Annotated in this window: 4 protein-coding genes; 1 reads left to right on the top strand and 3 read right to left on the bottom strand. The window is 74.7% G+C overall.

Translation table 11 applies throughout. From position 1 onward, the window contains the following. The 3 genes from ACFV4N_RS40535 to ACFV4N_RS40525 all read right to left on the bottom strand — a co-directional run. Positions 1 to 802, bottom strand: an 802-nt coding sequence (locus tag ACFV4N_RS40535; RefSeq protein WP_499678002.1) for a branched-chain amino acid ABC transporter permease, incomplete at its 3' end; no start/stop codon positions are given. Beyond that, the gene (locus tag ACFV4N_RS40530) at positions 799 to 1,518 is read right to left on the bottom strand and encodes an ABC transporter ATP-binding protein (RefSeq protein WP_499678001.1); all 720 of its coding nucleotides are present in this window, start codon (positions 1,516 to 1,518) and stop codon (positions 799 to 801) included. The genes ACFV4N_RS40530 and ACFV4N_RS40535, both read right to left, overlap by 4 nt. Positions 1,519 to 1,714: 196 nt before the next feature. Further along, on the bottom strand, positions 1,715 to 3,610 hold the full coding sequence (locus tag ACFV4N_RS40525; protein ID WP_499678000.1) for a primary-amine oxidase: 1,896 nt from the start codon (positions 3,608 to 3,610) through the stop codon (positions 1,715 to 1,717). A 154-nt stretch (positions 3,611 to 3,764) separates the two neighbouring features. Between ACFV4N_RS40525 and ACFV4N_RS40520 the strand changes: the two genes are divergently transcribed. Continuing rightward, positions 3,765 to 4,151, top strand: a 387-nt coding sequence (locus ACFV4N_RS40520; RefSeq protein WP_499677999.1) for an arginase family protein, incomplete at its 3' end; no start/stop codon positions are given.

Here is a 4,151-nt window from a genome sequence, read left to right as displayed (position 1 = left end):
GCACCGGGAAGACCGCGCCGATCCCACCGCCGGCGATCGCGCCCTCCACGTTCTTCGTGCCGACGAACAGGGCGATCGCGAAGAACGACACCGAGGCGAACGACGCGAAGTTGCCCGGCGCCACGATGCCCAGCTGCCCCGCCATGAGCCCGCCGCCGACACCGGCCACGAAGGCGCTGAGCGCGAACGCGGTCAGCTTGCCCCGCGCCACGCTGATCCCGTGCGCCGCCGCGGCCCGCTCGGAGTGCCGGATCTCGGCCAGCGCGCCGCCCGCGCGGCTGCGGTCGAGGAACCACAGGCCGACGAAGATCGCGGTGACCACGGCGACCGCGAACACGAAGTACGCGCGGTCGGTCTCGAAGCCCGCGGGCCGCCGGACGAAGTCGAAGTCGTCCTGGCCGGGGAACGCCAGCCCGGCGAACACCACGTCCAGCGCGGTGGCGAACGCGAAGGTCGCCACGGCCAGGTTCACCCCGCGCAGCCGCAGCGCGGGCAGGCCGATCACCAGCCCGGCGACCACCGCGGCGAGCCCGCTCAGCGGCAGCCACGCGTAGAACCCGCCGGGCACGTCGGCCACGTTCGCCCAGCCGACCACCCACGCGCCGATCGCCGCGAAGCTGAGCTGGCACAGCGAGATCACCCCCGCGCGCCCGGTGATCAGGCCGTAGCTCTGCATGAACACGGTGGTCACGGCCGCCCCGGTGAGCAGGAAGAGCACGTAGCTGGAAGCCAGGCCGGCGACGCCGGCCGCGACGAGCGCGGCGAACGCCAGGCCGAGCAGCAGGGGACGAAGGTGGTTCACGACCGGGCTCCGCTCTCGGTGGGGCTCTCGCCCAGGTACAGCGCCCGCAGCCGGTCCTCGTCGGCGCGCAGCTCGGCCGCGCCGCCGGAGAACACCACCTCGCCGCGCGCCATGACGTGGGCCCGGTCGGCGATGCGCAGGGCCAGCGCGGCGAACTGCTCGACCAGCAGCACGCCCACGCCCTCGTCGGCCAGCGACCGCACCGCGCCGGCCAGCCGCTCGACCACGATCGGCGCCAGCCCGAGCGACATCTCGTCGATCAGGAGGTAACGCGGCTCGCCCAGCAGCGCCCGGCCGATCACCAGCATCTGCTGCTCACCACCGGACAGGAGGCCGGCCTGCGCGTGCAGCTGCTTGCGCAGCTCGGGGAACAGCTCCAGCACCCGCTCGGGCGTCCGGCCCGAGCCGGACCGGCACGCGGCGCGCAGGTTGTCCAGGGTCGACATCTCCCGGAACACCGAGCGGTCCTGCTCGACGTGCGCGAGCCCCGCCCGCGCCCGCCGCCACGCCCGCAGCCCGTCGATCCGCTCGCCGTCGAGCCGGATCTCGCCGGCGGACACCGGGATCGCCCCGGACACGCCCTCCAGCAACGTCGTCTTGCCCGCGCCGTTCGCGCCGAGCAGCACGGTCACCGCACCCCGGTCGACCCGCAGCGACACGCCGCGCACGACGGGCAGCCCGGCCCGGTCGACCGAAAGGTCCTCAATGGACAACACATTCACCGATCCACCGTCCTACTCGCTGCTCCGGGGTGGTCGGCACAGCGTGGTCCCAGCGGGGTGGTCGGCCGGTCCGTAGAAATACCGAAATTCGCAAGAATGCGCGACGAACGGCGTCCGACCTGGTAAAGGGCAGCACTGGGCGCCCGTCACCGGAGTGGTGGCGGGCGCCCGTCAGCGATCTACCAGATGATCAGCACTCGTGTTCCGGGGACCCCGGCGGGCAGTGCGAACGCCCCGCGAGGCCGGGCACGTCCAGCGCCGGGTTGCGGTCGCAGAAACCCCACGGCCGGAACAGGAACCCGCAGCGGTCCACCGGCATCACCGGCCAGTCCTCGGGACGCGGCAGGTGGGTGGGCCCGAACACGTGCCACAGCACCACGTCCGCGTCCACCAGCGGCCGGTCGCGCGCGGTCCACGCGGGCAGGCCGGCGCCCCCGGGGTGCTGGTTGGGGAACTCGCCCGCCGGGTGCCGCTCGTCCTCGGCGAACCGGGTCACCCACAGGTGCCGGGTGGCGAACGCGGCCCGGCCCGCGACCGACGAGCCGGGTTGCGCCAGCAGCGTCGGGCCCGGCGAGGGCACGAGCTGGTAGGCGCGCGGCAGGCCCAGCCGGTTGCGGTCCTCCGCGCTGCGCACCACCCACGTGCGGCCGGCCGCGGGATCGGCCAGGCGCGCCGCGGTCGACTCCCGCTCCAGCGCGGTGGCGCGGGTGGTGAACGCGTTGCCGCGCGGGTTGCCCGGCCCGGTCGGCAGGCGCACGAAGTCCACCTCGTCGACCGTGTTCGCCGTACCCGCCACCTCGGCGTCCAGCCGCGCGCAGAACAGGTGCTGGTGCACCGGCGCGACCAGGCCGGGCGCGACCGGTGCCGCGTGCGGCGAGCCCTCGCCCGCGCCGCAGAACACCACGCCGGTCAGCTTGGCCTCCAGCTCGACCGTCCCGTCGAGGTGGAAGTACCAGTAGAAGCCGTAGTCGTAGTTGCCGATCGTGCTGAACGACGAGATCACCAGCCGCCGCGCCCGGCGCACGTCCGCCGCCCCGGTGAGGGTGTTGGTGTGCTTCCACAGCACCCCGTGGTCCTCCTCGTGCAGGCAGATCGCCCGCGGGATGGTCACCGGCCGGCCGTGGTCGTCGGCGACGACGGCGTCGAAGTAGTGGATGAGGCCCAGGCAGTCACAGCCCAGCCGCAGCGGGTTGGCGTTCTTGCCCAGCAGGTACTCGCCCGCGTCGAAGTAGCTGATCCAGTTCCGCCACGGCGCGGGGTCGCCGTACGGCACGACCATCTCGGCCACCGACGCCCGGTGCAGCACCGAGCGCCCGTCGAACGAGATCCGGTGCAGGGTCAGGCCCTCGCGGGCGTTGAACCCGACCCGCAGCCGCCAGCCCTCCCACACCACCTCGTGCCCGGACACGGTGAAGCCGGCGCCCTCGGGCTGGGTGATCGAGATCGGCTTGAGGGTGGTGCGCGGCGGCACGCCGGCGTAGTTCCCGGGCTCGGCGGGCACCGGCACGTCGCCGGAGTCGACCACCCGCAGCACCCGTCCGCCGATCAGGTCCACCTCGGCCAGCAGCCCTTCCACCGGGTGCGCCCACGGGCTGTCGTCGACGTGGTCGCGCAGGAACGTCAGCGCCCGCAGGAACCGCCGCGGCTCGTCCTCGGGGAACGAGCCGGGTGACAGCGGCGCGACGAACGCCAGTGACCGGTCGGCGACCCCGCGCCGCCGCAGCGCCTCCTGCCAGCGGGGGTCGGCGCGCACCAGCTCGGCGACCCGGTCGTACTCCTCGAACAGGATCGCGGGCCTGCCGTCGGCCGGGTCCAGCTCCCGCCAGGCCACCACCCCGCCCCCTCCCACGTCGACCACGGCCTCGCCGGCCGCACCCGTGGCCACGTCCAGCAGCACGACCCGCGCCCGGCGTGCCACCGGGTCGCCGGGTCGGTGCGCGCGCACGACGTCCTTGGCCGGCTCCGCCAACAGCACGCTGGGGAACCTGGTCGTCGGACCGACCAGGTTCGCGGCCACGAGCGCGTCGCGCGCGGCGGCGACCTCGGCGGCGGTGAGCGGGTCGAGCGGGTGCGGGGTCTCGGTCATGCCCGGGGAGTATCGAAGCGCCGCACGGGCCGGTCTTGGCCCTCGGCGTACCGGTGTTGACCGGCGGTGAACGCGCTGCGACGTGCGCTCACGGCCAACCGGCGGGCGTCGCCGGACAAGACCGGCCGGCGGTGCGGCGACGAGACTGCGCGCCATGGCGACCGGCTACGTCTACCACGAGCTGTACGGCTGGCACGACACCGGCACGCACGCCGGCCTGCTGCCCGCGGACCCGCGCCGCGGCCTCCAGCCGCACCGGCACTTCGAGAACGCCGAGGCCAAGCGCCGGGTCCACGAGCTGGTCGTGGCGAGCGGCCTGGTCGACCGGCTGGTGCGGCTGCGACCGCGGCCCGCCACCGACGACGAGCTGCTGCTCGTGCACGACCGGGCGCACCTGGACCGGCTCGCCGCGCTCAACGACACCGGCGGGGACGCGGGCGACGGCGGCAGCCCGTTCGGCCCCGGCGGCTTCGACATCGCCCGGCTCGCGGCGGGCGGTGTCGTCGAGGCGGTCACCGCGGTCGTGTCGGGGCGCGTGGAC

The organism is Actinosynnema sp. NPDC059797 (assembly GCF_042732085.1).
In the GTDB taxonomy this organism is placed as follows: Bacteria; Actinomycetota; Actinomycetes; order Mycobacteriales; family Pseudonocardiaceae; genus Actinosynnema.
This window is presented reverse-complemented; position numbering and strand designations above follow the sequence as displayed.